This window comes from Cronobacter sp. JZ38 (assembly GCF_008932145.1).
GTDB classification, from domain to species: domain Bacteria; phylum Pseudomonadota; class Gammaproteobacteria; order Enterobacterales; family Enterobacteriaceae; genus Cronobacter; species Cronobacter muytjensii.
Genome location: NZ_CP017662.1, coordinates 510,151 through 535,610, shown reverse-complemented (window position 1 = coordinate 535,610; position 25,460 = coordinate 510,151). Strand labels below are relative to the sequence as shown.

The 25,460-nt window shown below is 58.9% G+C and carries 25 protein-coding genes; 6 read left to right on the top strand and 19 right to left on the bottom strand.

The window, feature by feature from the left end:
- Position 1: 1 nt before the first annotated feature.
- The 10 genes from ugpE to BJP61_RS21795 all read right to left on the bottom strand — a co-directional run bounded on the left by ugpE (position 2) and on the right by BJP61_RS21795 (position 8,165).
- Positions 2-847 carry a sn-glycerol-3-phosphate ABC transporter permease UgpE gene (gene ugpE / locus BJP61_RS02450; protein WP_038866965.1) on the bottom strand — a complete coding sequence of 282 codons (846 nt, stop codon included), beginning with the start codon at positions 845-847 and terminating at the stop codon, positions 2-4.
- Complete coding sequence (gene ugpA, locus BJP61_RS02445) at positions 844-1,731, bottom strand: sn-glycerol-3-phosphate ABC transporter permease UgpA (RefSeq protein ID WP_038866963.1); 888 nt, start codon at positions 1,729-1,731, stop codon at positions 844-846. Before ugpA ends, ugpE begins: the two co-directional genes overlap by 4 nt.
- A gap of 217 nt (positions 1,732-1,948) precedes the next feature.
- Entirely contained in the window at positions 1,949-3,268 is a 1,320-nt protein-coding gene (ugpB, locus tag BJP61_RS02440) for a sn-glycerol-3-phosphate ABC transporter substrate-binding protein UgpB (RefSeq protein ID WP_075193298.1), read from the bottom strand.
- 170 nt (positions 3,269-3,438) lie between these two features.
- Positions 3,439-3,807 (bottom strand): type II toxin-antitoxin system death-on-curing family toxin, encoded by a 369-nt coding sequence (locus BJP61_RS02435; RefSeq protein ID WP_161581900.1) that lies wholly within the window; start codon positions 3,805-3,807, stop codon positions 3,439-3,441.
- Positions 3,807-4,028, bottom strand: a complete 222-nt coding sequence (locus tag BJP61_RS02430; protein ID WP_007730583.1) for a type II toxin-antitoxin system Phd/YefM family antitoxin — start codon at positions 4,026-4,028, stop codon at positions 3,807-3,809. Before BJP61_RS02430 ends, BJP61_RS02435 begins: the two co-directional genes overlap by 1 nt.
- Before the next feature lie 132 nt (positions 4,029-4,160).
- Positions 4,161-4,874 carry a high-affinity branched-chain amino acid ABC transporter ATP-binding protein LivF gene (gene livF / locus BJP61_RS02425; RefSeq protein ID WP_038866956.1) on the bottom strand — a complete coding sequence of 238 codons (714 nt, stop codon included), beginning with the start codon at positions 4,872-4,874 and terminating at the stop codon, positions 4,161-4,163.
- A gap of 1 nt (position 4,875) precedes the next feature.
- Positions 4,876-5,643 (bottom strand): high-affinity branched-chain amino acid ABC transporter ATP-binding protein LivG, encoded by a 768-nt coding sequence (gene livG / locus BJP61_RS02420; protein WP_038866954.1) that lies wholly within the window; start codon positions 5,641-5,643, stop codon positions 4,876-4,878.
- Positions 5,640-6,920, bottom strand: coding sequence for a high-affinity branched-chain amino acid ABC transporter permease LivM (locus BJP61_RS02415; protein WP_075193300.1), 1,281 nt, complete (start codon positions 6,918-6,920; stop codon positions 5,640-5,642). The genes livG and BJP61_RS02415 overlap by 4 nt, the downstream gene beginning before the upstream one ends.
- Positions 6,917-7,843: a high-affinity branched-chain amino acid ABC transporter permease LivH gene (gene livH, locus BJP61_RS02410; protein WP_038866950.1), complete on the bottom strand. Its 927-nt coding sequence runs from the start codon at positions 7,841-7,843 to the stop codon at positions 6,917-6,919. Before livH ends, BJP61_RS02415 begins: the two co-directional genes overlap by 4 nt.
- A gap of 64 nt (positions 7,844-7,907) precedes the next feature.
- Positions 7,908-8,165, bottom strand: coding sequence for an amino acid-binding protein (locus BJP61_RS21795; protein WP_171997782.1), 258 nt, complete (start codon positions 8,163-8,165; stop codon positions 7,908-7,910).
- A gap of 420 nt (positions 8,166-8,585) precedes the next feature.
- On the opposite strand from BJP61_RS21795, the gene panM reads away from it, so the two are divergent.
- Positions 8,586-8,978, top strand: a complete 393-nt coding sequence (gene panM / locus BJP61_RS02400; protein ID WP_038866997.1) for an aspartate 1-decarboxylase autocleavage activator PanM — start codon at positions 8,586-8,588, stop codon at positions 8,976-8,978.
- 233 nt (positions 8,979-9,211) lie between these two features.
- Here the strand turns inward: panM and BJP61_RS02395 are convergent, their stop codons facing one another.
- From BJP61_RS02395 to BJP61_RS02385, 3 genes are all read right to left on the bottom strand, one after another.
- A complete protein-coding gene (locus BJP61_RS02395) occupies positions 9,212-10,315 on the bottom strand; it encodes a branched-chain amino acid ABC transporter substrate-binding protein (protein ID WP_144420914.1) in 1,104 nt (367 codons plus the stop codon).
- 250 nt (positions 10,316-10,565) lie between these two features.
- On the bottom strand, positions 10,566-11,807 hold the full coding sequence (locus BJP61_RS02390) for an amino acid permease (RefSeq protein WP_171997781.1): 1,242 nt from the start codon (positions 11,805-11,807) through the stop codon (positions 10,566-10,568).
- Between the two features lie 318 nt (positions 11,808-12,125).
- Complete coding sequence (locus BJP61_RS02385) at positions 12,126-13,391, bottom strand: 4-aminobutyrate--2-oxoglutarate transaminase (protein WP_171997780.1); 1,266 nt, start codon at positions 13,389-13,391, stop codon at positions 12,126-12,128.
- A 118-nt stretch (positions 13,392-13,509) separates the two neighbouring features.
- On the opposite strand from BJP61_RS02385, the gene BJP61_RS02380 reads away from it, so the two are divergent.
- The gene (locus tag BJP61_RS02380; RefSeq protein ID WP_171997779.1) at positions 13,510-15,003 is read left to right on the top strand and encodes a PLP-dependent aminotransferase family protein; all 1,494 of its coding nucleotides are present in this window, start codon (positions 13,510-13,512) and stop codon (positions 15,001-15,003) included.
- Between the two features lie 45 nt (positions 15,004-15,048).
- Here the strand turns inward: BJP61_RS02380 and rpoH are convergent, their stop codons facing one another.
- From rpoH to ftsY, 4 genes are all read right to left on the bottom strand, one after another.
- A complete protein-coding gene (gene rpoH / locus BJP61_RS02375; protein WP_007679219.1) occupies positions 15,049-15,906 on the bottom strand; it encodes an RNA polymerase sigma factor RpoH in 858 nt (285 codons plus the stop codon).
- Between the two features lie 261 nt (positions 15,907-16,167).
- Positions 16,168-17,223: a permease-like cell division protein FtsX gene (ftsX, locus tag BJP61_RS02370; RefSeq protein WP_038866995.1), complete on the bottom strand. Its 1,056-nt coding sequence runs from the start codon at positions 17,221-17,223 to the stop codon at positions 16,168-16,170.
- Positions 17,216-17,884 carry a cell division ATP-binding protein FtsE gene (gene ftsE, locus BJP61_RS02365; RefSeq protein WP_015742802.1) on the bottom strand — a complete coding sequence of 223 codons (669 nt, stop codon included), beginning with the start codon at positions 17,882-17,884 and terminating at the stop codon, positions 17,216-17,218. The genes ftsX and ftsE overlap by 8 nt, the downstream gene beginning before the upstream one ends.
- A gap of 2 nt (positions 17,885-17,886) precedes the next feature.
- A complete protein-coding gene (gene ftsY, locus BJP61_RS02360) occupies positions 17,887-19,488 on the bottom strand; it encodes a signal recognition particle-docking protein FtsY (RefSeq protein ID WP_171997778.1) in 1,602 nt (533 codons plus the stop codon).
- A gap of 189 nt (positions 19,489-19,677) precedes the next feature.
- On the opposite strand from ftsY, the gene rsmD reads away from it, so the two are divergent.
- Positions 19,678-20,274, top strand: a complete 597-nt coding sequence (rsmD, locus tag BJP61_RS02355; protein ID WP_038866935.1) for a 16S rRNA (guanine(966)-N(2))-methyltransferase — start codon at positions 19,678-19,680, stop codon at positions 20,272-20,274.
- Positions 20,264-20,533 (top strand): DUF1145 family protein, encoded by a 270-nt coding sequence (locus BJP61_RS02350; protein WP_038866934.1) that lies wholly within the window; start codon positions 20,264-20,266, stop codon positions 20,531-20,533. The genes rsmD and BJP61_RS02350 overlap by 11 nt, the downstream gene beginning before the upstream one ends.
- Before the next feature lie 55 nt (positions 20,534-20,588).
- On the opposite strand, the gene BJP61_RS02345 is transcribed toward BJP61_RS02350, so the two are convergent.
- The gene (locus BJP61_RS02345) at positions 20,589-20,954 is read right to left on the bottom strand and encodes a DUF2500 domain-containing protein (protein WP_161580046.1); all 366 of its coding nucleotides are present in this window, start codon (positions 20,952-20,954) and stop codon (positions 20,589-20,591) included.
- 140 nt (positions 20,955-21,094) lie between these two features.
- Here BJP61_RS02345 and BJP61_RS02340 point away from each other — a divergent pair, with 140 nt between their 5' ends.
- Together BJP61_RS02340 and zntA are read left to right on the top strand one after the other, a co-directional pair.
- Complete coding sequence (locus BJP61_RS02340) at positions 21,095-21,721, top strand: lysoplasmalogenase (protein ID WP_038866932.1); 627 nt, start codon at positions 21,095-21,097, stop codon at positions 21,719-21,721.
- A gap of 100 nt (positions 21,722-21,821) precedes the next feature.
- Entirely contained in the window at positions 21,822-24,035 is a 2,214-nt protein-coding gene (gene zntA, locus BJP61_RS02335; protein WP_171997777.1) for a Zn(II)/Cd(II)/Pb(II) translocating P-type ATPase ZntA, read from the top strand.
- A gap of 132 nt (positions 24,036-24,167) precedes the next feature.
- Here the strand turns inward: zntA and BJP61_RS02330 are convergent, their stop codons facing one another.
- Positions 24,168-25,454: a TRAP transporter large permease gene (locus BJP61_RS02330; protein ID WP_038866928.1), complete on the bottom strand. Its 1,287-nt coding sequence runs from the start codon at positions 25,452-25,454 to the stop codon at positions 24,168-24,170.
- Between the last annotated feature and the right edge of the window lie 6 nt (positions 25,455-25,460).

Below are 25,460 nucleotides of genomic sequence, written 5' to 3'. Positions count from 1 at the left end.
TTTATTTCTCGCTGTCTACCAGCCCGCGGACAAACGCGCGCTGCATTACCAACACAATCACCACCGGCGGGATAAGCGTCAGCAGCATCGCCGCCATCACCTGATTCCACTGCGTGCTGCCCTCACCTACCGAAATCATGCCTTTGATACCGGCCACCGCCGTGCCAAGCGCCGGGTCGCTGACGATAAGCAGCGGCCAGAGGTATTGGTTCCAGCCGTAGATAAACGTAATGACAAACAGCGCCGCCAGGTTGGTTTTCGACAGCGGCAGCACGATGTCGCGGAAGAACCGCATCGGCGAAGCGCCGTCGATGCGCGCCGCCTCCATGAGCTCATCGGGCAGCGTCATAAAGAACTGGCGGAACAGGAATGTCGCGGTGGCGGAGGCCATCAACGGCAGCGTCAGGCCGGTATAGCTGTCCATCAGCTTCAGGCTGGCAATGACGTCTACCGTCGGGAAAATACGCACTTCTACGGGCAGCATCAGCGTAATAAAAATCATCCAGAAGAAGAGGTTCCTCAGCGGGAAGCGAAACCAGACGATGGCGAATGCCGAGAGCATCGACACCGCGATTTTCCCGACGGTAATACTGAACGCCATGATGAAACTGTTGAGCAGCATCAGCCAGAACGGCGCGCTGTTGGCGCCGACGCCGTTGATCCAGATGTCTTTCAGGTTTTCCCACAGGTGCGTGCCGGGGATAAGCGTCATCGGCGTGGCGAACACGGCCTGGTTGTCGAGCGTTGCCGCCACGAACGCCACGTAGAGCGGAAAGAGAATGGCGGCGATGCCGAGAATTAAAATGGTATGGCTGAAAATCGTCAGCCCGCGGCGGTTTTCAATCATTGGTAGCGCACCTTACTTTCCACATAGCGGAACTGCACCACGGTGAGGATGATCACCAGCACCATCAGCACCACCGACTGCGCGGCGGAGGTGGAGAGATCCAGTCCGGCGAAGCCTTCGCGGTAAATCTTGTAAATCAGCGTGGTGGTGGCCTGCACCGGCCCGCCCGCGGTGGCGGCGTCGATAACCGGGAACGTGTCGAAAAACGCGTACACCAGATTGACCACCAGCAGGAAAAAGCTCACCGGCGCGATAAGCGGCAGCGACAGCTTAAAGAAACGACGCACCGGGCCTGCGCCGTCGATAGCGGCGGCCTCGACCAGCGAGCGCGGGATAGACTGCAGCGCGGCGAAGAAAAAGAGAAAGTTGTAGCTGATCTGCTTCCAGACCGAGGCGAAAACCACCAGAAACATCGCCTGCCCGCTGTTTTGCGAGTGGTTCCAGTAATACCCCATCTGCTCCAGCACATGGGTAATCAACCCGCGTCCGGGGTTGAAGAGGAAAATCCACAGCACCGCGGCGATAGCGGGCGCGACGGCGTAGGGCAGCAACATCAGCGTCTGATAAAAGCGGCTGCCGCGCACCACATAATCCACGAGGGCGGCGAAAAACAGCGACACCAGCAGGCCGCTGACGGTCACCAGCGCGCTGAATTTAATGGTGGTCCAGAAGGAGTCCAGGTAATAGCTGTCATGAAACAGCTGCGTAAAATTCGCAAGCCCGACAAACTGGCTGGAGAGCCCGAACGGATCGACGCTTTGTACCGAATACCAGAGCGCCTCGCCCGCAGGCCAGATAAAAAAGATAACGGTGATAATCAGCTGCGGCGCCAGCAGCGCATAAGGCAGCCAGCTTGCGCGAAACACCGGACGGGATGATGACATAAAGAGACACTTTCCTGAAAAATGCCGGGAGCGGCTTCGCCTTACCCGGCCTGGGAACTATCACGTGCAGAGCGGTAATCGCCTGATGACCTGCAAGCCGCCTGTAGGGCGGGTAAGCGCAGCGCATCCGCCACGACAGACCGACAACCTTATTCAGGGCGGGTAAGGCAGCGCCGCACCCGCCACATCAAACCGGCTGTCCCTGCCGGCTCTGGGGTTACGATTTCGTCGACTGCTCGAAGCGGCGCAACAGCTGATTACCACGTTCAACCGCGGCATCCAGCGCCTGCTGCGGGGTTTTCTTACCCGTCCAGACGCTTTCCAGCTCTTCGTCAACCACGGTGCGGATCTGCGGCATATTGCCCAGACGCAGCCCTTTGGTGAACGGCAACGGCGGCTTGTTCAGCATCTGGCGAGTGGCGATATCCGCACCCGGATTCTTGTCATAGAAGCCCTGCTCGCGGGTCAGGTCGTAAGCCGCTTTGGTGATAGGCAGATAGCCGGTTTTCTGGTGCCATTCCGCGGCGTTTTCCGGCTGCGCGAGGAAGCTCAGGAACTCTGCGACGCCTTTGTACATCTCTTTGTCTTTGCCCTGCATCACCCACAGGCTCGCCCCGCCGATAATGGCGTTCTGCGGCGCGCCTTTCACGTCGGCGTCGTAAGGCATCATGCCCACGCCGTAGTTGAATTTGGCGTAGTGGCGGATATCCGCAAGCGACCCGGAAGACGCGGTGGTAATCGCGCAGTCGCCGTTATAGAACTTCTCGGTCGACTCATCCTTGCGCCCGAAGTAGCTGAAATCGCCTTTCTTGTTGAGTTCCTGCAGCAGCGCGATGTGCTTCACCTGCTCCGGCTTGTTGAATTCCAGCACCGCATCGGCGCCGTCGAAGCCGTTATTTTTGGTGGCGACCGGCAGACCGTGCCAGGCGCTGAAGTTTTCAATCTGGATCCAGCCCTGCCAGCCGCTGGCGTAGCCGCACTTCATGCCCGCAGCTTTCAGCTTCGCGGTATACGCGGCCAGATCCTGCCAGGTTTTCGGCGGCTGCTCCGGATCTAAGCCCGCTTTTTTGAAGGCGTCTTTGTTGTAGTAGAGCACCGGGGTGGAGCTGTTGAACGGCTGGGAGAGTAAGTGCCCGCTTTTCGCGTCGGTGTAGTAACCGGCGACCGTCGGCACAAACTGCGATTCGTCGAATTTAATGCCAGCGTCGTTGAAGACTTCGTACACCGGTTTGATCGCTTTTGAGGCCATCATGGTGGCGGTGCCTACTTCGTAGACCTGCAAAATCGCCGGGGCATTGCCGGTACGGAAGGCCGCGATGCCCGCCGCCAGGCTCTGTTCGTAGTTGCCTTTATAAACCGGTTCGATTTTGTATTCCGGGTGCGCCTGGTTGAACCGCTGCGCCAGCGAATTCACCTCTTTACCCAGTTCGCCTTCCATGGAATGCCAGAACGGAATGGTGGTGGCGGCCATCGCCTGGCTGCTCAGCGCCCATCCCAGAGCCACACAAATTGCTGTACGTCGTAACGAAGCTGTCATGTCTGTTATCTCTCTGATTATGCGTCGTTTGAGATGCGCGAAATCACGCGTTTTATGCTCGCGAGCTAACATGACATGCGCGTATGACAGAAAAATAACTGGATAATGACAAAACAGTGACGCAAGCGCGGCAGAGAAATGACGCGCCGATGATGGTCTGATGACAGGAGCTAAGCGCGAAGCTGGGCAGCTATCTCTTCCAGGGTCAGACGCCCTGCCGCCGCGTTGACGGTCATCTCAACAAAAGCCGGATTAGCCGCAAGCGCGATACCGTTTCGCTTAAGAAGCAACAGCGTAATGAAAAGCGCCGTGCGCTTATTACCGTCGTTGAAAATTTGGCCTCGCGCAATCGCCAGTAAATGCATCGCCGCCAGCAGCCAGATATCGTCAACGCCTTCGTACTCATATTTATTAAGCACGCGATACATTAACGCTTCGACCCGCCCCGGATCGGGCATCCCTGTGACGCCGGGCGTCACCTGCAATAAGCGGTCATGGAAGCGAACTATCTCCTCCGCTGAGATAAAGTGAATCGTCATTACCTGTCCGCAAGCTCCCTGATTTCATTACCGTGCACGGCCATCATCTCCGCGAATTCGGCATCCAGTTTGGCCGCCTGGTAACGTTCAAACTCTTCGGCGCTGATGATAACGGCCGGTTTATGGCCGCGGCGCGTAATGGTCACTGGCGTTCCGGTGGTGGCGGATTCCAGGGCGGAAGCGAGCTGCTGGCGCGCTTCGCTGTAGTTCATCGTACGCATAAAGCCTCCTCTAAAGTACAAATTAATTGTACAAGTAATGCGTACATAAAACAAAAGCCGGGTGGCGTTTCGCCATACCCGGCTTTCTCAATGCACCGGCCCGGTAACCTTACGCCACCGGGCCGCGATGACTTAACCGCCTAAATAGGCGCTGCGCACCGCCTCGTTGGCGAGCAGCGCGTCGCCGGTGTCCTCAAGCACCACATGGCCGTTTTCCAGCACGTAACCGCGGTCGGCGAGCTTCAGCGCCTGGTTGGCGTTTTGCTCGACGAGGAAAATGGTCATGCCCTCTTTGCGCAGTTGTTCGATGGTGTCGAAAATCTGCTGGATGATAATGGGCGCCAGACCCAGCGACGGCTCATCCAGCAGCAGCAGGCGCGGCTGGCTCATCAGCGCGCGGCCAATCGCCAGCATCTGCTGTTCGCCGCCGGACATCGTGCCGGCGCGCTGGATGCGGCGCTCATGCAGGCGCGGGAAGAGATCGTAAACACGCTGAATACGCGTCTGAAACTGCGAGCGGTCGGCGAAAAAGCCGCCCATCGCCAGGTTCTCTTCCACCGTCATGCGGGAGAAGACGCGGCGGCCTTCCGGCACAATCGCCACGGCCTCGCGCATAATGCGCGCCGTCTGCCAGTCGGTAATGTCTTTGCCATCAAAAACGATACGCCCGGTGCTTGCGCGCGGATCGCCGCATAGCGTGCCGAGCAGCGTGGTTTTCCCCGCGCCGTTGGCACCGATAAGCGTGACGATTTCGCCCTGCTTAATGTGCAGGCTCACCTCATGCAGCGCCTGGATTTTTCCGTAGTGCGCGCTCACCTTGTCAAAAGACAACATCACGTTTTCCATCTTATGCCTCACCCAGGTATGCGCGAATCACGTCAGGGTTGTTGCGGATCTGCTCCGGCGTACCGTTGGCAAGCGGCGTTCCCTGATTCACGACATAAATACGATCGGAAATGCCCATCACCAGTTTCATATCGTGCTCAATCAGCAGAATGGTGGTGTTGTGATGGTTACGCAGTTCGACAATCAGCTCGTCCAGCTCTTTAGTCTCTTTCGGGTTGAGACCCGCCGCCGGCTCGTCAAGCATCAGGATCTCCGGCTGCGTCACCATACAGCGGGCAATCTCCAGACGACGCTGGTCGCCGTAGGCGAGGTTGCCCGCCTGGCGGTTGGCGTGCTGCAACAGATTGATGCGCTCAAGCCAGGTGGCGGCGCGATCCAGCGCCTCGCTGTGGGCGCGACGAAACGCCGGCGTTTTCAGCAGGCCGGAAAACAGCCCGGACTTCAGTTGCTGATGTTGCGCCACCAGCAGGTTTTCAATCACGGTCATTTCGCGAAACAGCCGCACGTGCTGGAAGGTGCGCACCACGCCCATACGGGCGATCTGCTGGCCCGGCAGCCCTTCGAGATGCTGGTCGCGCAGCATAATGGTGCCGCCGGTGGGCTTGTAAAAGCCGGTCAGGCAGTTGAATACCGTGGTTTTACCGGCCCCGTTCGGGCCAATCAGCGAGACGATTTCACGCTCGCGCAGTTCAAGCGAAACGTTATTCACGGCAAGCAGGCCGCCAAAGCGCATCATCAGGCCGTTGACGGATAATAAGGGCTGACTCATGCCTGCTCTCCTTTACTGCTCACACCATTTTTCAGTTTCAGCTGCGGGCGTGTCATCGGCAACAAGCCCTGCGGACGCCAGATCATCATCAGCACCATCAGACCGCCCAGCACCAGCATGCTGTATTCGTTCAGGTCACGCATCAGTTCACGCGACACCACCAGCAGAATGGCGGCGAGGATCACCGCGAACTGCGAGCCCATGCCGCCCAGCACCACAATCGCCAGCACGAACGCGGATTCCGCGAAGGTGAACGACTCCGGGCTGACGAAGCCCTGGCGCGCGGCGAACAGCGTACCGGCGAAACCGGCGAACGCGGCGCTGATAGTAAAGGCGGTGAGCTTGATGCGCGTCGGGTTCAGGCCGAGCGAGCGGCAGGCAATCTCATCTTCGCGCAGCGCTTCCCATGCGCGGCCCAGCGGCATACGCAGCAGACGGTTAATCACGAACAGCGAGAACACCACCAGCAGCAGCGCCACCAGGTAGAGCCAGATAACGCGGTCGGCAGGGTCGTACTTCACGCCAAAGAAGTTGCTGAAAGTGTCCCATCCCCCTTCGCGCGCGGTGCGGCTAAATTCCAGGCCGAAAAAGGTCGGTTTGGGGATCTGGCTGATGCCGTTCGGGCCGCCAGTGATTTCGGTATTGTTGAGCAGCAGAATACGGACGATTTCGCCAAAGCCGAGCGTCACAATCGCCAGGTAGTCGCCGCGCAGGCGCAATACCGGGAAGCCGAGCAGGAAACCGGCGGCGGCAGCCACCAGGCCCGCCAGCGGCAGACAGGTCCAGAAGCCCAGACCGTAGTAGTGGTTCAGCAGCGCGAAGGTGTAAGCGCCGATGGCGTAAAAGCCGCCATAGCCCAGCACCAGCAGGCCGGAAAGCCCTACCACCACGTTCAGGCCGAGGCCCAGAATCACGTAAATCATGGTCAGCGTGGCGATGTCCACCGTGCCGCGCGAGACCATAAACGGCCACGCGACGGCGAGCGCCAGAAGCCCCAGCAGGAACAGCTTCTGTTTCGGCGTCGAGCCATCGATAGCCGGCAGAATAAACTTCGGCCCGGAGACGTTTTTCAGGCCCTTTTGAAAGAGCGGGCGCAGGAGCTGGAACAAAAAGACCACGCCGGTGCCGATGGCAATCCACTCCCAGCGGATGCTGTCGGCGGTGTCGACGACAAGACGCGTGCCGTCCAGCTCAAGCTGAACGCCCATAAAAATGCCTGCCAGCAGGAAGAACATGGCAGCCGCCAGCAGCGCCGCCACAAAATGCATCGGTTTCATACTTTTTCTACCTCCGGGCGGCCCAGAATACCGGTCGGCATCACCAGCAGTACGCCGATCAACAGGGCAAACGACACAACATCTTTATATTCGGTGCTGAGATAGGCGGAGCAGAGCGATTCGGTCACGCCGAGGATAAGCCCGCCAATCATCGCGCCCGGAATGCTGCCGATGCCGCCCAGCACGGCGGCGGTGAAGGCTTTCATCCCGGCCATAAAGCCGATGTAGGGGTTGATGACGCCGTAGAACTGGCCGAGCAGCACGCCCGCCACCGCCGCCATCGCCGCGCCTATCACAAAGGTGAGCGCGATAACGCGATCGGTGTTGATGCCAAGCAGGCTCGCCATTTTCAGATCTTCCGCGCAGGCGCGGCAGGCGCGCCCCATGCGGGAGTAGCGGATAAACAACGTCAGCGCGAGCATCGCCACCACCGTCACAACCCAGATAACCAGCTGCATCGTCGTAATGCTGGCGGCGAAGTTATCGCTGCTGCCGATGGTCCACTGTCCGTTAAACAGGCTCGGCAGCGCGACGTCGCGCGAGCCCTGCGTCAGGCTGACATAGTTTTGCAGGAAGATTGACATCCCGATGGCGGAGATCAGCGCAATCAGGCGCTTGGAGCTGCGCACGGGGCGATACGCCACGCGCTCAATGCTCCAGCCGTAGGCGCTGGAGACGACAATCGCGCCGATAAAGGCGGCGCCGACCAGCAGCCAGCTGGCGTCGATGCCCATCATCATGAGCGCGGCGATGATCATGAATGACACATAGCTGCCGATCATATAGACCTCGCCGTGGGCGAAGTTGATCATGCCGATAATGCCGTAGACCATGGTGTAGCCGATGGCGATCAGCGCATAGGTGCTGCCCAGCGTGACGCCGTTAAACATCTGCTGCAGAAAATAGAGAAACTGCTCGGACATAACGTAACCTTATTAAAACCTGCCAGACGAAGCGCCGACAGGCGGGATGAACATCGGGTATGCTTTATTTCGCGGCCACAGACGGGCCGTTTTTCGCAACGGTTGACGCCCCGTCGGCATGCCACGTGAAAACACCTGCTTCAAATCCTTTCAGATCGCTTTTTTCATCCCAGTTCAGCGGCCCAGGCACGGCATTTGCGCCATGCGGAGTTAATTTTTGTACCGGAGCGGCAAGGTCGCGGTCGATCCCGTGAGCGCTTACCGCCTGAGAGAGCGCCAGCGCTATCATCCCCGCAAGCCAGCGCGTTGCGTTGCTGTTCATCCTCAAATCCCCGTTCGTGTTGTGTGTTGCTAATAAGTTTTATTATGGTTAAAAAATATTCTGCCGTTTTAATAGACAACGCTATTTTTACCTGTCTCTTTAAAGAGTTAGCGTGGTTTTTCGCGAAACTATAATTAAAACATCTATTTTTCAGTCTATTAAGCAAAGATAATATTCTGAAACATGGCCGAGATAAACAAAAAAAAGCGCAACGAATAGCATAAAATATCGGTACTATTAGCCAGATAAAACGCTAGTATTCAGGGTTATCTGCTGGTTAAATTTCATTCCCCGCGCTTTCCCGCTACCTAATGAATAAGACAAAAACTAATCAGCTACCGAATAGATCTTGCGGTGGCGTCCAGCAGCCAGAAAAAATCGGGTAAACTCAATTATCCATCCCTGGCGGAAAGCGTGTTTATGAAACTGACTATCCTTCGTCTGCATACCCTGAGCGAACAGGACAAAATCGACCTCGCAAAGATTTGGCCGGAATATCCTTCTGATTCGTTACGTCTTGATGAGAACCATCGCATCTATGCTGCGCGCTTTAACGAACGGTTGCTGGGCGCAGTGCGCGTGACGCTGCGCGGCACCGAAGGCGCAATGGATTCCCTGCGGGTGCGGGACGTCACACGCCGACGCGGCGTCGGGCATTATTTGATTGAAGAGACGATTCGCGATAACCCGTCGATGACGGACTGGTGGGTGATGGATATCGGCGTGGAAGACTACAACGTGATGAACGCGTTTATGCAGACGCTGGGCTTTGCGGCACAGCAGGATGGCTGGGTAAAGCATACAGGAGCCTGAGACTGGCCTGACTGCGGATATAAAAGGTGGGTACGCTACGCTTATCTGCCTCCTGCTCGCTCCGCAGCCAGCGCCGCCATAGCGCGAAAGACGCCCTCTCGATTTTCCCCCGGCTATTTCGTGTTACAACAAGGCGGCAAACCCTGAAATCCCCGGACACTTACGCCAGTAAGAGGCCGGGGTTGAAGAAGGCAGCCAACGCCGCTATAGCGCGAAAGCCGCCGGGGAGAAGTTTATTTCGCGTCGGTCGCCGTTCCGTTGGCATGCCAGGTAAACACGCCGAACTCAAACCCTTTCAGATCGCCTTTCGCATCCCAGGAGAGCGGGCCCATGACCGTTTCGACAGCGTTCGCTTTCAGGTATTTGGCGATTTCAGCCGGGTCATCGCTCTGGTTCAGACCAGCGGCCAGAGACTGCAGCGCAGCGTAGGTCGTCCACACGAACGCGCCGCTCGGATCCTGTTTCTTCGCTTTGATAGCATCCACAATCGGTTTGTTCGCCGGCACCTGATCGTAGTTCTTCGGCTTGGTCACCAGCATGCCTTCGGCTGACTCGCCCGCGATGTTAGACAGTGACACGTTCGCCACGCCTTCCGGCCCCATAAACTGGGTTTTCAGACCTGCCGCACGCGCCTGGCGCAGGATCTGTCCCATTTCCGGGTGATAGCCGCCGTAATACACGAAATCGATATTTTCTTTCTTCAGGCGCGCCACCAGCGTGGAGAAATCTTTCTCACCGGCGGTAATACCGTCGAAGAAGACCACGTTAGCGCCGCCTTTCTTCAGACCGTCCTGCACCGCGCGGGCCAGGCCTTCGCCATACTGCTGTTTGTCATGAATAACCGCGATATTCTTAGGTTTAACTTTATCGAGAATGTATTTCGCCGCAGTCGGGCCCTGATCGGAATCCAGACCGGTAGTGCGCAGGATTAACTGATAGCCGCGCGCGGTCAGCTCCGGCGCCGTTGCGGCCGGGGTGATCATCAGGATGCCTTCGTCTTCATAAATATCAGACGCTGGCTGCGTGGAGGAGGAGCAGAGGTGGCCGATAACATATTTCACGCCGTCGTTAACCACTTTGTTCGCCACCGCCACCGCTTGTTTCGGGTCGCAGGCATCGTCATATTTGGTGATAACCAGCTTGTTGCCTTTGATGCCGCCTTTGGCGTTGATATCGGCAACGGCCTGCTCGGCGCCGGTAAATTCCTGGTCGCCATATTGCGCTACCGGGCCAGACATGGCGCCCACCACGGCAATTTTAATATCTTCCGCCATCGCCATGCTGCTCATCGCCAGCGCAATCGCGCCTGCCAGTAACGCTTTACCCGTCATTTTCATCCTGAGGTTCCCCATTCTTGTGGTCATTGCAGTTGTGGTGTTGTTGTTTTTCGCTACTTTATTTCCGCTTCGCTTGTAAGCGCAGCATTTAATAATGGTTTTAAGCCCTGCCGCCTGGCTAAAAGCAGCATACTCTGCTAAAAACATACCCCATTTTTATGAATTTGGAATCACTATTTTTCACGTCAATTATGGCGGGGAGCGGTCAAAAAACATCCGCCGCGCCTGTCACGCGGCGGGTTATCGGGTTTTACCAGCCTGCGGGCAGATAACCGAAGGCGGAGAGCACCGCGTAAATCGCGCTGGCCACATAGAGCACAACAATCAGCGTCTGGATCAGCGGATGCGTACTCCACGTACACTGCCAGCGGGGCGAGAGCTCCCCATGACGACGCGCGCCGCGCAAAATAAGAATAGGCATAATGGAAAGGATCACGCCGCTGAACACGCCTGCAAAGTAGAGCGCGTTCACAAAAGAGACCATGCCGCTGTAGGCGAGCGCGAACGGCGGCAGCGCCACCACCGCCAGCACGCCGAGACGTCTGAACGGCTGCGCGTCGTCGCCGAGGCGGAATTTATCGAAGATATTCGTCAGAAAGCTGCCGCCCAGGCCCCAGTAAGAGGTGAGCATCGCGCAGAGCGCGAAAATATTGGCCGAGAAAAACGCCCATTCGCCCAGCGCGCGGCCCCAGGAGATGGTCGCCACTTCAGAGATGTTATCAAGCCCGCTCAGCGCGATAACCGAGAGCGGCACCAGCGCCAGCAGCGTAAAGGTGATAATCATCCCGACGATAATCGCTTTCGGCAGTTTTTCCGGTTTGTCGGCGAAACCGCGCGCCATCTCCGGCACGATGTATTGCGCGGCGAAGCAGAACGCGGTGACGTTAAATACCGGCACCATGTAGCGCCAGTCGCCGTCCAGCAGCCAGCGCATCTGAGTAGACTCATGCATCAGCGTGGCAATCACCAGCACCGCTATCATCACCACCATGCCGATGCTGATAAATTTCTCGCCGCGACCAATGGCTTTCAGGCCGAGCCAGAGAATACCTGCCGCCGGAATAAAGAAAATCAGGCTGCCGATGGCGGGCGACACGCCGATAAGCGAACTCAGAAGTTTGCCGCTGCCGGTCATGTAGGCGGTGAGCGCGCCGACGCTGTTGACGCATACCGAAGCAAACATCAGCCAGGCGCCGATGCGCCCGACGTAACGCCCCGCGAGGCCGCTTAACTGCAAATGCGCGCGGGTACGCAGCGTCGCTTCGGCGACATAAAGCATGGTGATAGTGGTCAGCACGCCGACGACGGCAAGCCAGAACAGAAGCGGCATAAAGCCCGCTTTGCTTGAGGCATAGGCGATAGAGAGGACGCCTGCGCCGATATTGGTGCCAACGATCATCGCCACGCCTTCGAGGAAGCTCAGTGATTTCGGTGATGACGCAGCCCGCTCTCGGGCCGCCCACAGTGAGGCGGAGGTTGTGTTTTCAGACATAGTTCTTCCTTAAATATCCGGCGGCTATCACCACCGGAAGCGGTTGTGTTCACGGTGTTTTATTGTGTTAGCAAGTGAGATATTTAAGCTTCGGGCCTGTCAGCCTCCCGAAGCGCGCTCCTTCGCAGGTTCCCCAAAGACGCGCCGTTATGGCCCGCTGCCGCGCGGCGGCCAGGCCATAAGGCGGGCGCCCTCGGGGTATTTCCTGTTTCGTGTTGCGGGACGGTTTTGTCTGCCTTGTGCGGTGGTTGCTGCGCTTCCCGCTACGGGCTGTGGCGGGTAAGCCGTGCGTGCCCGCCGTTCAAACCGTTATCGCCGTTACCGCCCCAGCGCGCGGGAGAGGATCGCCAGCGCTTTGCTGAACTGCGCATCCGGAATAGTCAGCGGATACAGGAAGCGGATAACGTTGCCGTAAACGCCGCAGCTCAACAGCAGCAGCCCCTCTTCACGGGCGCGCGCCTGCACGTCCTGGGTAAACGACAGCGACGGCTTGCCGGTCTGCGGATCGTTGAATTCCACGGCCACCATTGAGCCCTGCCCGCGCACCTCCGCGATGGCCGGGCAATGCTGACGCGCCTGATTCAGCACTTCTTTCAGGTGCTGGCCCAGCTCGTTCGCGCGCTGGCACAGATTTTCCTCATCAATCACGTCCAGCACCGCATGCGCCGCCGCGACCGCCAGCGGGTTGCCCGCATAGGTGCCACCGAGGCCGCCCGGGGCGGGCGCGTCCATCACCTCCGCTCGCCCCACCACGCCGGAAAGCGGCATACCGCCCGCCAGGCTTTTCGCCATCGTCAACAGGTCAGGCTTCACGCTGTAGTGTTCCATCGCGAACAGCTTGCCGGTGCGCGCGAAACCGGTCTGCACCTCATCGGCGATCAGCAGGATCCCGTGCTCGTCACAAAGCGCGCGCAGCGCCTGCATAAACGCGGGCGGCGCCACGTTAAAGCCGCCTTCGCCCTGAACCGGCTCCAGCACGATGGCCGCCACCTGATCCGGCGCGATATCCGCTTTGAAAATGCGCTCAAGGCTCGCCATCGCGTCGTCCACCGATACGCCGTGCAGTTCATTCGGGTACTGCGCGTGGAACACGGAGCCAGGGAACGGGCCGAAGCCGATTTTGTACGGCGCGACTTTGCCGGTCAGCGCCATTGTCATAAACGTGCGGCCGTGGAAGCCGCCGCCAAAGGTGATAAGGCCAGGACGACGGGTATACGCGCGGGCAATTTTCACGGCGTTTTCGACGGCTTCCGCGCCGGTGGTGAAGAAAGCGGTTTTCGCCGGGCCGTCAATGGGCGCGCGTTCGTTGATGCGCTCGGCCAGCGACACATAACTTTCGTAGGGCACAATCTGGTACGCCGTATGGGTAAAGGCGCGCAGCTGGTTTTCGATGGCTTCCACGACGCGCGGGTGGCGATGGCCGGTGTTCAGCACCGCGATGCCTGCCGCGAAGTCGATAATCTCGTTGCCTTCCACGTCCCACAGGGTGGCGTTTTCGGCTTTTTCGGCATAGAAGCCGCACATGACGCCGACGCCACGTGGGGTGGCGCTCTGACGACGTTGGTTCAATTCTGAATTTTTCACCCGCATTCTCCTGCTGATAAACGTCACTTTTTAGCAACAAACCTGAAACAGTGACGTTTATTTACCCAGGCTATGGCCCTATAATCGAGTACCAGTTTCGAATAAATGAGGGATCCAATTGCATTCTTTAGTGTCCGATCTCTTATTACTTCGTCTCGGTGAACAACGCGACGAGCGCCTGCATAAGCGGCTTTATAACGCGCTGCGCCTGACTATTCTCGACGGTAGCCTGCCGCCGCAAAGCCGTCTGCCCGCGTCCCGGGATCTTGCCCAGCAGCTCGGCCTTTCTCGTAACACTGTTTTAACAGTTTATGAACAATTGCTGGCGGAAGGATATGTGACGTCACGCGCTGGCAGCGGAACATTCGTCGCCGGAATGCTGCCGGACAGCCTGTTATCTGCGCCGCCGGTGGCGCAAGGGGAGCACGATCGCGTACCGCCCGCAGGCTTCTCTTCACGCGGAAAAACGCTGCTCGGGCAGGTGAGCGCCAGCCCAAAACAGTGGGGCGCGTTTATTCCTGGCGTGCCGGATGTCCACGCGTTTCCACATCAGCTCTTCAGTAAAATCCAGGCGCGACTCAGTCGCCGTCCAACCCCGCAGCGCCTCACCTATAGCTGTCAGGGCGGCACACCGGAGCTGCAACGCGCGCTGGTCGATTATTTGCGGGTGTCGCGCTCGGTGCACTGCACTGCCGACCAGGTGCTGATCACTGAAGGCATCCACCAAGCTATCGATCTTGTGGCGCGCATGCTGTGCGACCGCGGCGATGTGGCGTGGGTAGAGGAGCCGTCGTACTGGGGCATCCGCCATGTATTGCAGATGAACGAGGTGAATATCGCGCCGGTGATGGTCGACCGCGCGGGCATGGTGCCGCCAGCGCGCCGGGAGACGCCGCCGCGGCTGATTTTCGTCACGCCGTCGCATCAGTACCCGCTCGGGGCGGTGATGAGCCTGGAGCGCCGCCAGCGGCTGCTGACACTGGCGCGCCAGACCGGCAGCTGGATTGTGGAAGACGATTACGACAGCGAATTTCGCTTCTCAGGCCAGCCAATCCCGGCATTACAGGGGCTCGTGGCCGACCCGCCGGTGATTTACATCGGCACCTTCAGCAAAACGCTTTATCCGGGCCTGCGCATCGGCTATGTGGTGTTGCCGCGCGCGCTGGCGCAGGAGATGAAAACCGCGCATGCGGAGCTCTATCGCGGCGGACATTCGATTATCCAGGCGGCGCTGGCGGAGTTTATCGAGGCGGGGCATTACAGTGCGCATATCCGGCGTATGCGGCTGCTGTATGGCCGTCGCCGGGCCTGCCTGACCGCGCTTATCACGCGCTATCTTGGCCCGCAGGCGCTGTCAGATTTCAGCGATAATGCCGGGCTGCATCTGGTGCTGAATCTGCCGGATGACGCCGACGATGTGGCGATCGCCCGGCTCGCCAACGAACGCGATATTCTGGTGCGTCCGCTCTCGCGCTATTACCTGACGGAAAACCGGCGGCGTGGTCTGCTGATGGGCTTCGCCTGCGTGGCGGAAGAGAAAATGGAGGGCGCGTTTAAAGCGCTGCTGGCGTGTATTGAGGCAGCGTACCCGCACCTTATCCGGTACGCCTGAAACAAAACACCCCGCTTAAGGCGGGGTGTCATCAGGCTGCGTGGCTCAGGCTTCTATCGCGGCGCGCAGTTTTTTCATCGCATTTTTTTCAAGCTGACGTACGCGCTCGGCGGAAACGCCGTAGCGATCGGCCAGCTCCTGCAGCGTGCTTTTGTTGTCTTCGTCCAGCCAGCGCGCGCGAATGATCTGCTGGCTGCGCTCGTCGAGACCCTGCATGGCGTCGGTCAGTTTGTCGGCGGCGTGCTCTTCCCAGTTGTCATCCTCAATGCCGTCAGCAAAGTTGGAAGACTTGTCCTGAAGGTACAGCACCGGGGCCATCGGCTGGCTGTCGCCCGCGTCATCGTCTGACGACATATCAAACGTCATATCCTGCGCGGCCATACGCGATTCCATTTCGCGCACGTCTTTGCTGGAGACACCGAGCTCACGAGCCACCATTTCCACTTCGTCCTGGTTAAACCAGCCCAGACGCTGCTTCGTTTTACGCAGGTTAAAGAACAGCTTACGCTGCGCTTTAGTGGTAGCGACTTTCACGATGCGCCAGTTACGCAGCACATATTCGTGGATCTCCGCTTTGATCCAGTGCACGGCGAAGGAAACCAGACGCACGCCTACTTCCGGGTTGAAGCGACGCACCGCTTTCATCAGGCCGATATTGCCTTCCTGAATCAGATCCGCCTGCGGCAGGCCATAGCCCGCATAGTTACGAGCGATATGAACAACAAAACGCAGGTGGGACAGGATCAGCTTTTTCGCTGCTTCCAGATCGCCCTGGTAATGCAGCTTTTCAGCCAGTGCCCGCTCTTCGTCTGCCGATAACATCGGCCAGGCGTTGGCCGCCCGGATATACGACTCCAGGTTACCGACCGGGGCTAAAGCTAAAGTTTGCATTTCTTTGGTCATTCAAATCCTCTCAATCGACATCGGACTGGCGTTCGTCCCCATCAGGCAACAAACGGGCCAGCATGGTTGAGCAACGAGACTATCAGCCACTCTTTTATCAGACCGTGATTTTATCCACAAGTTCCCTTAAGGCTTGTGTATAAATTACGCACAAAATGTGACATTGCTATGAAAAAGCGTGGGCAGGAGAAGCGGAATTCATCGGTACGTATCCCCTGCTGACGGGAACTCGTAGCAGGGGATGATTATAACAAATATTTTTTATTCCGGAGTAAAGTGACGTAAATGTTGCACGGTCGCAAGCCAGGCGGCTGCCCAGCCAATCATCGAGCAGACCAGCAGCAGCAACAGGCATTCATCAAAAGATAACCCGCTGATTTCAAACGTCGTTCCGAAAACTTTCGCCACATCCGTCACGGCGGCGGATAACCGCATCACCAAAATTTCTGACAGAATCAGTGAAAGTAATGCGCCGGTAAAACCGAGCAGCGCGCCGCCGTAAAGGAACGGGCGCAGAATAAAACCATCCGTCGCGCCAATCAGTTTTTGCACATTAATCGTGTCGCGACGCGCGAAAATGCTCAGGCGTACGCTGTTGCCGATGACGAGGAACACCGCCGCCACCATCAATACGCCAATCATCGCCGCCACGCGCCCGACCAACCCGGTGAGCGCCGCAAGCCGCGCGAACCAGCTGTCATCCATACGGACTTCGTCAACGCCCTGCAACCGCGCCACGCGATCGCGCAGCGTATTAAGCGCCTCGCTGCTCTGGAAATCGAGCTTCGGCTCGACCACGACTACTGCTGGCAGCGGGTTTTCTTCCAGCATATCGAGCGCGCCGCCAAAGCCTGACCAGTTGCGGAACTCGCCCAGCGCTTCGTCGCGCGACAGGTAATTGACCTTCGCCACGCCCGGTTCGGCCTGAAGCTGGCCCACCACCTGCTGCGCGGCATTATCGTCGAGCGTTTTATCGAGATAAACGGTTATCTGCGGCGACGGGTAATACTGGGTCGCCGCCTCGCTGACGTTTTTGTACACCATGTAGCAGACGCTCGGCAGCGTCAGCGAAATGGCAATCACCATAATGGTTAAAAACGTGGCGAGCGGTTTGCTTTTCAGATCGGCAAGCGCGCCCTGCCAGGCGTAACGCACCTGTTCATTGATGCCGCCCTGCCGCGATTTACCTTTGACGTTGGAGCCTTTATTTCGCTTCTGCACAGGCCGTCCTGTTTCACCGGAGGAACGCTGTTTACGGAAATTATCCAGCTTGTTGCTAAAGCGCCGAATTTCATTCAGCGCATCACGTTTATTCACCAACACGGCCTCCATGCAAATGCCCTTCGCTCAGGGTGAGCACCGGGTAACTGCGCCGTGAGATAAGCCCGGTGTCGTGCGTCGCCATCAGTACCGTCACCCCGACGCGGTTAAACTCTTCGAAAAGACGCAGAATGCCTTCCGAGAGAGCGTCGTCCAGGTTACCCGTCGGTTCATCCGCCAGCAGCACCGCCGGTTTATTGACCACCGCACGGGCGATCCCCACACGCTGCTGTTCACCGCCAGAGAGCTGGATCGGGAAATTTTTCGCTTTGTCCAGCAGGCCGACTTTATCCAGCGCCGCCGAGACGCGACGGCGAATATCTTCGCCGCTGGCGCCTGCGATGATCAGCGGGATCGCCACATTATCGTAGACGGTTCTGTCCATCAGCAGATGGTGATCCTGAAAAATCATGCCGATCTGGCGACGCAGAAACGGCACTTCACGGTTTTTCAGGCGGCTAATATCATGGCCGCCAAACCAGATTTTTCCGGCGCTGGGCCGTTCGATACCGCAAATCAGCTTCAGCAGCGTACTCTTACCGGCGCCGGAGTGGCCGGTAAGAAAAGACATCTCGCCAGGCCGCAGGTGGAACGTGACCCCCTGCAGCGCTTGTCTCCCACCGAGATAGGCTTTGCTGACATGTTCAAAGCGAATCATGGTTAATCCTCTCGGGCAAAAAGTGCCTCAATAAAGTCGCCCGCGTTAAACGGACGCAAATCTTCAATACGTTCGCCCACGCCAATGTAGCGAATCGGAATGCCAAACTGGTCGGCCACCGAGAAGATAACGCCGCCTTTGGCGGTGCCGTCCAGTTTGGTGAGCGTAATGCCGGTGAGCCCGACGGCCTCGTGGAACAGCTTCGCCTGGCTTACTGCATTCTGACCGGTGCTGGCGTCGATGGTCAGCATCACTTCATGCGGCGCGTTCTCGTCGAGCTTTTTCATCACGCGGACAATTTTTTTCAGCTCTTCCATCAGGTGCGATTTATTCTGCAAACGCCCGGCGGTGTCGGCAATCAGCACGTCAACGCCGCGCGCTTTCGCCGCCTGGATGGCGTCGAAAATCACTGAGGCGGAATCGGCGCCGGTATGCTGCGCGATAACCGGAATGTTATTGCGCTGGCCCCAGACCTGGAGCTGTTCCACCGCCGCCGCGCGGAAGGTATCTCCCGCCGCCAGCATGACCGACTTGCCTTGCTGCTCAAACTGACGCGCCAGCTTGCCGATGGTGGTGGTTTTACCCACGCCGTTGACGCCGACCATCAGGATAACGAAAGGCGTTTTGCCTTCCACGTTTAACGGCTCGTCCACTTTGGCGAGAATTTCGCCCATCTCATCTTTCAGCAGGCCGTAAAGGGCTTCTGCATCACGCAACTGCTTGCGGCTCGCGCCTTCAGTCAGACTGGCGATAATTTTCCGGGTGGTATCGACGCCCACATCGGCAATCAGTAACTGCTCTTCCAGCTCCTCGAACAGATCGTCGTCGATTTTTTTGCCGCGGAACAGACTGATAAATCCGGAACCGAGATTTTCTTTCGTTTTCAGCAGGCTGCGTTTAAGACGCGCGAAGAAACCCTCTTTAGTCGGCTTCTCCTGCTCAGCGACTGGCGCAGCGTCTTCGATTGCCTCCGGCTCGGCTTCGAGCGCCGCTTCCGGGTCAGCCGCCAGCGCAGCCAGCTCTTCTTCGCTAATCGGCGCGTCTTGCGCAATCTCGTCTTCACCGCGCGAAACGTCTGGCGCCGCAGGCTCGATGACCGGCTCTTCAACCTCAATGACCGGCTCTTCTTCGGCGAGCGTGTCAATAGCAGCCGTCTCTTCGATAACGTCTTCTTCAACAATCGTCTCGCGGGCCGTCTCTTCCGGTACCGTTTCAGCAACCGGCTCAGGCGTTATCTCGACCGGCGTGCGGTTTTCTTCCTGCTCCGGCAGCCACTCTTCGGCTTCCACCACCGGCGGCGCTACCGCCTGCGGCTGCTCCGGCTCGGGCTGTACGGGAGCCGCAACCGGCTCCGGCAGCTGTGCCTTTTCCTGCTCTTCATGAACGACGCTTTCGCTGACTGCGACCACGTCGTCGGCGAATTTTTCAGACTCCGCCAGGGAGTGCGTCGTCTCTTCAGCGGTTGTCTGCGAGTCAGGCTCAACGCGCTCTTCTGTCGCCGCGGGTTGTTCTGTTACTTTTTGTTGTTCGGCTTCAGTTTCTGCCTGCTCTTTCTGGCCAAAACCGAGCCAGGAAAAAAAGCCACGTTTCTTCTCTTTTGCCATTGGCGAATGCACTCCTCGCGGTTAATACATGGCGCAGTCCCGTCGTCTGGCTCAGGGTACTGAAAAAATTGCGAATGAATAAGTTAGTCTACCACTTTCCCGCCGGGGCGGCATACCGCCGCACGGAGGTTTCGCCCGCCCGTTTGCGCCGCTAGAATAGCAGCCCAGACTGAAAAGCGTGTGAGCATAATGAAGAAACCAACCTCATCAGGTAGCGGCCAGATCCGCATCATTGGCGGACAGTGGCGCGGCAGAAAGCTGCCCGTGCCTGACAGCCCCGGCCTGCGCCCGACCACCGACCGCGTGCGCGAAACCTTATTTAACTGGCTGGCGCCTTATCTGGTTGGCGCGCGCTGCCTGGATTGCTTCGCGGGAAGCGGCGCGCTGGGCCTGGAGGCCCTCTCCCGTTACGCCGCCAGCGCGACGTTGCTGGAAATGGAGCGCGGCGTCGCGCAGCAGCTTCAGAAAAACCTTGCTACGCTCAAATCCAGCGCCGGGAAGGTAGTGAACGCTAACACACTTAACTTTCTCAATCAGAATGGCGAGCCGCACGACATCGTGTTTGTCGACCCGCCGTTTCGCAAAGGGCTGCTGGAAGAGACGTTAACCCTGCTGGAAACGCGCGGCTGGCTGGCGCCGCAGGCGCTGATTTATGTTGAAAGCGAAGTGGAAAATGGCCTGCCGCCGGTGCCTGCCAGCTGGCAGTTACACCGGGAAAAAGTCGCAGGCCAGGTGGCTTATCGGCTCTATCTGCGCGAGACACAAGGAGAGGAACATGCTGATTAATCTGGGTCGTCTGCTGATGCTGGGCGTGTGGGGCTTTCTGGTGCTGAACCTGATCCAGCCATTCCCGCGTCCGCTGAATATTTTCGTCAACGTAGCGTTATTTTTCATGATAATCATGCATATTCTGCAATTATCGCTGCTGCGCGCCACACAGCCTAAAGACGCCCCGCCGTTAAGCCGCTTTGAGCAGGCGCGTATTTTTATCTTCGGCGTATTTGAACTGATCGCCTGGCAGAAAAAGCAGAAAACGCCGCGTTAACGCGCGCACATATTCTTTAGGGCAGGTAAGCGAAGCGCCCCGCCTTGCTGCGTTGTTAACGCGCAGGCGCGGGCACAAACTCCAGAAACCGCGAGCCCTGATACACCAGCCGCCCCTGGTCGCCGACCGTTAGCTGGTGATAATGGGCTTCATCCATCCGAAATCGCATCTCCGCCCCGCCTTCCTGCGGGCGAAACGTCGCCTCATACCGCACGGTTTGCGCAGGCGGCGCGACCTGTTGCTCACGCGAAAGCCTTCCGGTAGCGGGTTTTTCCCGCTTGCTGGCGACGACCACGTCTTCCTGCGTGACCGGGGCCGCGTCATTTTCTGTTTTCTCGCGCCGCTGCTGTACATAACGAAAAGAGGCGGCCGCGACGATTAACGCAATGATAACAATGAAAAAAAGCGGTGGCTTACTCATGATGGATTCCGGCGGCTCAGATCTTTTTAAGAATACCCCGCAGCGCCAGGCGTTGTCATCCCGGCCGTCTGACCACTAGACTGAAATGAAGGGCCGCGCGTCACATGCGCACGTTACAATAACTGAATCAGGGACTTATCATGCTTTGGTCGTTTATTGCTGTCTTTTTATCCGGTTGGCTGTATGTCGATGCGTCTTACCGCGGCGCGACCTGGCAACGCTGGGTGTTTAAACCCTTAACGCTGTTGTTGCTGCTGTTGCTGGGCTGGCAGGCGCCGCTGACAAGCCCGACAGGTTATCTGGTGCTGGCAGGGCTGGTGGCGACGCTCGCGGGCGACGCGCTAATGCTATTGCCGCGCCAGCGGTTGCTCTACGCCTTCGGCGCATTTTTCCTGTCGCACCTGCTTTACACCATCTGGTTCGCCAGCCAGATGACGCTGTCGTTTTTCTGGCCGCTGCCGCTGGCGTTGCTGGTGATTGGCGTGGCGCTGATCGCCACTATCTGGACTCGCCTTGATGAACTGCGCTGGCCCATTTGCACCTATATCGGCATGACGCTCGTCATGGTGTGGCTCGCGGGCGAGCTCTATTTCTTCCGCCCGACCGACACCAGCTTCTCAGGCTTTGTGGGCGCAGCGCTGCTGCTGCTGAACGCGATCATCTGGCTCGGCAGCCATTACCGTAAGCGCTTTACCGCAGACAGCGCGATTGCGGCGGCGTGTTACTTCGCGGGCCACTTTATGATTGTCCGCGCGCTCTATATCTGACCGACGGGCGGTGAAATTCCGCCCACAATTCTCTTGACTCTGGAGTCGACTCCAGAGTGTAAGCTCCGGTAATGAGAAAATTATCATTACCGGAGGCGCCATGAGCACCCCTTCTGAAAAGCCCCGCGTGACCCCGCAGTTTGCCAAAATGACGCTGACGCCCATGCCGCAGAAACCGTCTGGCGGCGAAGCGCCCTGCTGTTCGGGCGCCTGTGACGCCCCGCAACCGGCAGGTGAAGCCACAGGCGCGCTGCGCTGGCAGGTCGCCGGTATGGACTGCGCCGCCTGCGCGCGCAAAGTGGAAAACGCGGTGCGCCAGGTGGCGCAGGTGCGTCACGTTCAGGTGCTGTTCGCGACCGAAAAACTGGTGGTGGACGCGCCGCCCTCGCAGCGCGAGGCCATCGAACAGGCGGTACGCGCCGCCGGTTATACGCTGCGCGACATGCACACCGCCGCGCCCGCCGCCTCATCAGCCTGGCGCGAAAACCTGCCGATCCTCATTATCGCCGCGCTGATGGCGCTGAGCTGGACGCTGGAGCAGTTTCACCCGCAGGCGGGCCGCGCGGCGTTTATCGTCACGACGCTGGTCGGCCTGTTCCCGGTCGCCCGTCAGGCGTGGCGTCTGACGCGCAGCGGCAATCCTTTCGCCATCGAAACGCTGATGAGCGTCGCCGCCACCGGCGCGCTGATCATCGGCGCCAGCGAAGAGGCGGCGATGGTGCTACTGCTCTATTTAGTGGGCGAACGGCTGGAAGGCTGGGCGGCGAACCGCGCGCGCAGCGGCGTCAGCGCACTGGTAGCGCTGCGCCCGGAAACCGCGGTGCGGCTGCGCGGCGACGCCCGTGAAACGGTCGCGATAAGCGCGCTTCAGCCCGGCGATGTGATTGAAGTGGCCGCAGGCGGGCGGCTCCCGGCCGATGGCAAACTGCTTGGCGCGGCGGCGAGTTTCGATGAGAGCGCGCTGACCGGCGAATCGCTCCCCGTTGAGCATCAGCCGGGCGATAACATTCCGGCGGGCGCCACAAGCGTTGACCGGCTCGTCTCGCTGGAAGTGACCTCGCGCCCCGGTGAGAGCGCCATTGACCGTATTCTGCATCTGATTGAAGAGGCAGAAGCGAAGCGCGCGCCAATTGAGCGTTTTATCGATCGCTTCAGCCGCCTTTATACCCCGGCCATTATGGCAGCGGCGCTGCTGACCGCGCTTATCCCGCCGCTACTGTTCGCCGCCCCCTGGCTGCCCTGGATTTACAAAGCGCTGGCGCTGCTACTGATTGGCTGCCCGTGCGCGCTGGTGATTTCGACGCCTGCGGCCATTACGTCTGGTCTTGCCGCCGCCACGCGTTTCGGAGCGTTGATTAAAGGCGGCGCGGCGCTGGAGGCGCTCGGGCGCGTCGAGCAGATAGCGTTTGATAAGACCGGCACGCTCACCGCCGGTACGCCGCAAGTGACGGCAATCTCTCCGGTTACCGGGCTGGAAGCGGACGCCCTGCTGGCCTTCGCCGCCGCCGTGGAACAGGGCAGCACGCATCCGCTGGCGCAGGCGGTCGTGCGCGAGGCGAGCGAGCGCGGCGTGGCCGTGCTGCGCGCCGGGGAACAGCGCACACTGGCGGGTGTGGGCGTCGAAGCGCAGGTGGAAGGCCGCCGCGTGCGTATTAGCGCGCCGGATAAAGTCTCCATTGCGTTGCCAGACGAGTGGCGGCAGCGCATCCGCGATGAGGAGGCGCAGGGGCAGACGGTTATCGTCGTGACCGCAAGCGATCAGCTTCTTGGCACGCTGGCGCTGCGCGACACGCAGCGCGCCGACGCCCGTGACGCAGTAGGAAAACTGCGCGCGATGGGCATTCAAAGCGTGATGCTGACGGGCGATAACCCGCGCGCGGCGGCGGCTATCGCAAAAGCGCTCGGCATGGATTATCGCGCCGGGCTGCTGCCTGCCGATAAGGTCGGGCAGGTGAATACGCTCAATGCCCGCGCGCCGCTGGCGGTGGTGGGCGACGGCATTAACGACGCGCCCGCGATGAAAGCCGCCACGATTGGCATCGCAATGGGCAGCGGCACTGATGTGGCGCTGGAAGCCGCCGACGCGGCGCTGACGCATAACCGTCTCGCGGCGCTGCCGGAGATGATCGCCCTGGCCCGCGCCACGCACCGCAATATTCGCCAGAACATCGCGATTGCGCTGGGGTTAAAGGCGGTTTTCCTCGTCACGACGCTGCTCGGGTTAACCGGCCTGTGGCTGGCGGTGCTGGCCGACACTGGCGCGACGGTGTTAGTGACCGCCAATGCGTTAAGGCTGTTGCGCCGACGAGGCTGAAGGGAATGTGGTGCACAAGGCGGGTAAGCGCGCTTACCCACCCTGCGCGGTCTGGAAGGCAAATGCTATGACCCGTTGTTTGCAGGGCGGGTAAACAGCGCGCATACCCGCCCTTTTGCAAACACAGCCCGCTTACATCATTCCTAATATGCGCGGCAGCCAGAGCGATATCGCCGGAATATAAGTCACCATCGCCAGTACAATCAGCAATATGCCGTAGAACGGCAACATCGCGCGCACCACGGTTTCGATATTCTTTTTGCTCACGGCGCTGGCGACAAACAGCACCGAGCCCACCGGCGGCGTAATCAGGCCGATCCCGAGGTTCACCATCATGATCATCCCGAAATGCACCGGATCGATGCCAAGCTGATTGGTGACCGGCAGCAACACCGGCGTCAGGATCAAAATGATCGGCGCCATGTCCATCAGCGTGCCGATCAGCAGCAGCATAATGTTGAGATACATCAGGATGACGTATTTGTTATCCGAAAGCGTGGTGAAAAACTCGGTAATGCGCATCGGCAACTGCATGTACGTCATCACTGCGCCGAAAGCGGATGCAAAACCGATGAGGATCATGACAATCGTTACCGTTTTCACGGTGCGGAACATCAGCTTCGGCAGTTCGCTCCACTTATAGTCGCGATAGATAAACATCGTCACAAAAAATGCCCACAGACAGGCCACCGCTGCCGATTCCGTGGCGGTAAATATGCCACTCAGAATCCCGCCCAGAATGATGACCACCGTCATCAGCCCCCACAGCGCGTCGACGAAAATCTTCAGCGCCTGCTTAAACGGAATCCGCTCGCCCTTCGGGTAGCCGCGCCGCCGGGCGAAGGCGATGCAAAGGACCATCAGGCTCAGGCCCAGCAGCAGCCCCGGCATTACGCCTGCAATAAACAGCGTCGCGATTGACACCGTACCGCCCGCCGCCAGCGAGTAAATCACAGAATTATGGCTGGGCGGGATAAGGATCGCCTGCACCGAGCCGCTTGCCGTCACCGCCGCCGCGTATTCGCGCGGGTAGCCCTTCTTTTCCATCTCCGGGATCATCACGCTGCCGATAGAAGCGGTATCCGCCACCGAAGAGCCGGAGATCGCGCCAAAAAACGTCGAGGCGACGATATTCACCAGCGACAGCCCGCCGCGGATAAAGCCCACAAACAGATAGGCGAAGTTCACCAGCCGCCGGGCGATGCCGCCTTCCGCCATAATCGCGCCCGCCAGAATAAAAAACGGGATCGCCAGCAGCGTGAATTTGTTAACGCCGCTGGTTATCTGGATCATTAACGCCTCCAGCGGCAGGTCTATCCAGAGCGCGCCTGCAATAGCGCTCAGACCCACCGCGAAAGCGACCGGCATTCCCAGCGCCAGCAGCACGGCAAGCGTGGCCAGTAAGATAAAAGCGTCCATGGTGTT